Origin of the sequence: Prevotella sp. 20925_1_30, assembly GCF_041433025.1 — a bacterium.
Lineage (GTDB): Bacteria > Bacteroidota > Bacteroidia > Bacteroidales > Bacteroidaceae > Prevotella > Prevotella vespertina.
The window spans coordinates 64,200-70,199 of sequence record NZ_JAPWAR010000014.1; the positions used below are offsets into that span (position 1 = coordinate 64,200).

The 6,000-nt window shown below is 46.4% G+C and carries 3 protein-coding genes and 1 pseudogene; 1 reads left to right on the plus strand and 3 read right to left on the minus strand.

The window, feature by feature from the left end; genetic code table 11:
* Window positions 1-95: 95 nt before the first annotated feature.
* Window positions 96-1,346, minus strand: a complete 1,251-nt coding sequence (gene pgk / locus O3603_RS07625) for a phosphoglycerate kinase (protein ID WP_004384255.1) — start codon at window positions 1,344-1,346, stop codon at window positions 96-98.
* A gap of 180 nt (window positions 1,347-1,526) precedes the next feature.
* Here pgk and queC point away from each other — a divergent pair, with 180 nt between their 5' ends.
* Window positions 1,527-2,180 carry a 7-cyano-7-deazaguanine synthase QueC gene (queC, locus tag O3603_RS07630; RefSeq protein WP_371521947.1) on the plus strand — a complete coding sequence of 218 codons (654 nt, stop codon included), beginning with the start codon at window positions 1,527-1,529 and terminating at the stop codon, window positions 2,178-2,180.
* Here the strand turns inward: queC and O3603_RS07635 are convergent.
* Window positions 2,177-4,516, minus strand: a complete 2,340-nt coding sequence (locus O3603_RS07635) for a carboxypeptidase-like regulatory domain-containing protein (RefSeq protein ID WP_371521955.1) — start codon at window positions 4,514-4,516, stop codon at window positions 2,177-2,179. The genes queC and O3603_RS07635 overlap by 4 nt on opposite strands.
* A gap of 542 nt (window positions 4,517-5,058) precedes the next feature.
* Window positions 5,059-6,000: pseudogene (locus tag O3603_RS07640) on the minus strand (hypothetical protein); the annotation flags it as partial.

The following is a 6,000-nucleotide window of genomic DNA, read 5'->3' on the forward strand; positions in this document are numbered from 1 at the left end:
TAATACTCATTATTTAGGTTGAAGGGGTCATTTAGCAAAAAAGCCGTCGCCCCCTACGGAACGACGGCTTATATATCTAAGTGCAAGAAATGCGCTTACTTATTGATTGCAGCTACTCCTGGAAGTACCTTACCCTCGATTGCCTCGAGCATAGCACCACCACCAGTAGATACGTAAGAAACCTTATCTGCAAGTCCAAACTTATTGACTGCGGCTACAGAGTCACCACCACCAACGAGTGAGTAAGCACCGTTCTCTTGTGTTGCCTGTGCTACGGTCTTAGCGATCTCGCCTGTTCCTTTAGCAAAATTCTCCAACTCGAACACACCTACAGGACCGTTCCAAAGGATGGTCTTAGAGCTTAGGATGATCTTCTTCCAAGCCTCAATGCTCTCTTCAGAAGCGTCCATTCCCTCCCACTCATCAGGTATCTGATCGATTGGGAACACCTTACGTTCAGTGTCATTAGAGAACTCTTTGCCACAAACAGTAGCCACTGACAATGAGAGGTTAACGCCCTTCTCCTTCGCAGCAGCTATCACATTCAATGCCTCTGGCATAAGGTCATCCTCGTGAAGAGACTTACCGATCTTACCGCCCTGAGCCTTGATAAAGGTGTAACCCATACCTCCGCCGATGATAAGATTGTCCACTTTGTCAAGGAGATTCTTGATTACTCCGAGCTTAGAACTTACCTTTGAACCACCGATGATGGCTGTGAATGGGTGCTTAGCATTACGTAGGACGTTATCGATGGCAGTAACTTCCTTCTCCATAAGGAAGCCCAACATCTTATGGTCGGCATCGAAGTAATCAGCGATAACAGCCGTTGATGCGTGCTTGCGATGGGCTGTTCCAAAGGCGTCATTAACGTACACGTCAGCGTAAGAAGCAAGTTTCTTTGCAAAGTTCTGCTGGCGTTCTTTCATCTCAGCTTTGGCTGCGTCATACTCAGGAGTGCCCTTTTCAACACCTACTGGCTTACCTTCCTCTTCTGGATAGTAGCGTAGGTTCTCCAACAAGAGAGCCTCACCTGGCTTCAAGGCAGCTGCCTCTGCATCAGCATTACCAGCGTCCTTAGCGAACTTAACATCAACTCCTAAGGCATCACTAACGTTCTTTACGATCTGACTCAATGATAGTTCAGGTTTAACCTTACCCTTTGGTTTACCCATGTGGCTCATCATGATGAGGGCACCACCATCCTCCAACACCTTCTTCAAGGTAGGAAGAGCACCACGGATACGTGTGTCGTCTGTTACATGTCCATGCTCATCTAATGGCACATTGAAGTCTACGCGGACGATAGCCTTATGTCCGGCGAAGTTGAAATCATTAATTTTCATCTCTTATATAATACTTTTTAATGTGATTACTAACCTACCGCAAAAATACTACTTTTCGATGAATTAGGGAAGAGATTAGTATCTTTTTTGTAATTTTGCACGTATGGTTTACCCTTAATCGGGTATTTTGTAAAGCGCAGTTAGCACTGAGCTATATTGTTATTGATTAATTCGTTGGATATGAAAGATTCTGTTATTATCGTCAGTGGAGGCCTTGATTCCATCACCTTATTATATGACAAGGCGGAGACAATAGCCTTAGCTATATCGTTTGATTACGGTCAGAACCATGGCAAGAAGGAGTTACCTTATGCTGAATACCACTGTCAGAAACTGGGTATTCCACATATTACTATACCCCTTACCTTCATGCACCAATACTTCAAGAGTTCGCTACTTGAAGGTGCAGAAGCCATCCCTGAGGGGCATTATGAGGAAGAGAACATGAAGTCGACAGTGGTTCCTTTCCGCAACGGAATCATGTTGGCGATTGCTACGGGTATAGCGGAAAGCCACGAACTAAAGCGTGTTTATATTGCAAATCATGGTGGCGACCACACGATCTACCCTGATTGTCGACCCGAGTTCATCGATGCCATGGATAAGGCAACATCGGCTGGCACCTTCGTTGATGTGCGTGTCGAGGCTCCTTACACGAACCTTTCTAAGGCTGACATTGTGCGCCGTGGCGCTGCTCTAGGCATTGATTACGCCAAGACATGGAGCTGTTATAAGGGTTCAGAGATGCACTGCGGAAAGTGTGGAACATGCGTGGAACGCAAGGAGGCATTCGCTGATGCTGGTGTTAAAGACCCTACGGAATATGAGAACTAAAACTCTACTGTCACCCTACCATTAATCTGGCGACCCGTAAGAAAGTTCGGTACGGCATATTGCTGACCGGCTATGTCGGTCACCCAATAGTATGAGTTAACGTTGTTGATACCGAATAGGTTAAGGCAATCAAGCCCAATCCAAACGTTCTTGAATATCGTGTTTCTACTACCATCATGATTGTCTAGTAGACGATAACTCATACCTATATCCGCCCGCTTATAGGCTGGTGCTCGGAAGGAGTTGTTCTCTAGTTCCTGGTGAGGAGTTGCGAAGGGAAGACCGTCTGCATAGGCTAACTTGAGTGACATTCGCCATCTCGTCGTACCCGGGAAATAGTCGGTGAAGTATAGATTCAGTGCATATCGTTGATCGGTCGGGAGCGGTATGCTCTTACCGTTCAGACGCATTCTTGTGTTCATAACACTTAGTGTCAACCATGAATCAGTACCAGGAACAAACTCGCCAAAGAGCTTTAGATCCAATCCTGTTGCATGTCCCGTGGCTTGCTGATCGCCGTAGTATGTGACCTTCACATTGTCTACTGAATAAGGTACGAGCTGTGACAAGGCTTTGTAATAAGCCTCAGCCGTGAACTTAAACGGTCTGCCCATCATCTCAAAACGATAGGACATGGACGCCAAAGCATGGATGGATCGCTGCGAACGGACGCTTTGATTCAGGGTTGCATAGGTGATGCCATTCACCACGGAGGTGTCTCGCAACTCTTTATAGAACGGTGCTTGATAATACAAACCACCTGCGATTCGGAAGCTAAGATTGCGATTCTTGCCAGGAGTAATGGTAAGAGAAGCACGTGGAGAGACGATGCTCTCGCCATTAAACGACCAATGGGCGAAACGCACACCATAGTTGAATGTGAAGAGCGTTGGCACTGAATCACGTGTTTGGAAGTTCCATGTGTCTTGCAGATAGGCTTCTGTTCGCTTAGCATTCAGCTCGTTCTTCGCACGAAGGGCATATATCATGCGAAGGTCCCGACCAGTATGTGGCACATTATAACCAGCCGAATCACGATACTCATACTCGGCTGAGTTCTCCTTAACCTGCTCCACCTTATAGGTCACACCACCCTCTATCTTATGCTTACCCATTCGATGTTGTAACATCAATTTGAGGCTCTTCACATTCGCATTCAGGTAGTCGCGCGAGTGCTGCATATAGGTTCCCACGCCCAGATTCTCCGATGTCTCGGTCTGCGTAAGCCAGTATTGTCCCTGTATATCATAGCGTTCCTGCTCCCTTGTAGAGAATGCCGACGCCAAGAGCGATACGTCTGTTCGAGGTGAGAGATGGCGTGTGATGGAGAGAGAACCAAAGTAAGTGCGGAAGAGATCCTTCTCTTGTCCATCGAAGTAAACACGGAACTTCTTAACATTCTGCAGTGTCCCGAAGTTCGTCTCACGGTCTTCTGGTTGGAAGTTATAGTGGTTGTCCGATATATTTCCTATAAAATCTATCTGCCAACGCTTGCTAGGCTGCCATGAAAGATAGGTTTGATAATCCAAGAACGAGGGCTTATATTCACCCTTAGTCTGCAACGATCCGAGTAGATAACGGTTCGTTTTATAACGCACACCATTAGTCCAAGTGAACTTCTTTGACGCTATTCCAAGGTACGCACTGGCTCCAAGTAAGGAGGCAGTGAGGCTCGCCTCGGTTCGTTTCGGACGCTTATAAGTGATGTCAAGGGCGGAACTCATCTTGTCACCATACTTTGCTTCAAAGCCACCAGTTGAGAAGCCGACACTCTGAACCATGTCAGGATTTATGATAGACAAGCCCTCCTGCTGCCCACTACGTACCAGGAAGGGGCGATAGACCTCAATGTTATTGATATAGACAGAGTTCTCGTCGAACGTACCACCACGCACATTGTATTGCGAGGAGAGTTCGGAATGAGTGGAAACACCCGCTTGCGTCTGCACCATCTCTTCGACTGCATTACCCGAAGCAGAAGGTCCCTGCTTCACCTTATCGACGTCGAGTTCCTCGGTCGTACCGTGTTGCTTGGTCTTACCCTCTACTACCACCTCCTGCATCTCATTGTCATCAAGGAGCTGAACGAGCATGGTCTGCTTCCCCTGTGGGCGTCGGAGCACACGCTCCTTACTCTTATAACCAATCATCGAAAAGCGTACTTTCACCGAATCCTCGCTGTGTAACTGAATATGAAATTCGCCTTTTAGGTTCGTCATAGCCAACTTTCCTTGCGAAACAACCATCACGGACGCTAATTCAATGGGGTTTCCATCTTTATCAGACACCTTCCCTTGCAGCGTAAAAGACTGACCAATAGCTACTTGCGTAACCATCAGGAAGAGCACAAATAATATACTTGTTTTCAGATACTTACCTATCATAACTATCAAATAACGCTCTCCCCTCCCCTTTTATTGTAATCAAGTGAGAATAAAAACAGGCGCAGCACAAACCCAACTACAGACCTATCACTAGCCAACAACAAGCTCACCACCAGCCCATCTACAGCCTCACCCCCGCCCCCTCTCCGAATGGAGAGGGGAGTGAAAACTGCTAGTAGAATGGGAGAGGATGGTTAGGGGGAATAGAGGTAATCATATTCTAGAATTAAAGGAAACGCCCTTCTCTAATCGAGAAGGGCGTTTCTTTGCATAGAAGAGAGCCTCTCCTTGCATCGAAGAAACACCCCCTTTATTTACAATCAGCAGTATTCACTCCCCTCTCCATTCGGAGAGGGGTTGGGGGTGAGGCTTTCCTTCACTTGCAAACAGCAGTTTTCACTCCCCTCTCCATTCGGAGAGGGGGCGGGGGAGAGGCTGTAGAGGGGGCGGGGGAGAGGCTGCTTCCTTAATTTCAAGAGTGTGTTCCCTCTTATTTAATCGTACTGTACAAAGGATCGAACCTTATATTTTAACCATGAGTAATTCGTAGGAGTTCCTACATATCCAGGTCTTGCTTCGAATCGACTACCACCATTATGATCGGTGCTTGTCCAATAGAAACTATCTTCTGTAGTACCAACGAAAGAAACGCCACCAACGGCAGTAAAGGCTGATTCGAATAGATAACCATACCACAAGTAGCGATTGTTTAACCTCCCTATAATATACACTCTATCAGCAAAACCCAGCAAATCATAAGCATGGAAATAGTCTCTTTGAGAGGGTAAGAACCACTTCTTTGTTGCTAAAGTACCAGTTAAGACTGCTGTTGGGCGGAATGTTGCAGCTGCTTTAAAGGCTGGGAAGTTATCACTCTCACCTCTTACTTTATCTGCAGCAAGCACGTCCGCTCCTGCATAAGAAGCATTCCATGTCTCGTCATAACCGCTGGTTGAGAACTCTCTATAGTACCTACTTGCAGAGCTAACACCAATCCCTCCAATATCACTAATAGGATGACTGCTTCGATACACATAGTCATATAATGTCTCAGCAAGCTTATACTTTGTTCCATTACCAGCCTCTTCTATCGCTGCGGCAAGATGGTTTACAGGGTCAACAACAACTCCGACAGGTGTCTTTCCAGGGTTCTTATGTAGCAAGCCTGTTGTTCCGTCGCTGAAAAGATAGGTGAAGTAAGGCTTGATCTTGACGGCTATAGTATAGGTTCCATTGGCTTCTAAGACCTTACCAGCACTCACAAGGCTATTGATAGAACCCTCCATATTCTTCCAAAAGATTTGTCCTTCGCTGATATCCATCTTCAAGTTCTTTGCGTCAGTACCTGGTAGAAGATAATGGAAAGGGGCTGTTGAGGTGTAAGAAAAGTTCTTTCCATACCCTGATGCAGTATATCTTGCCTCTGTACTATTCGG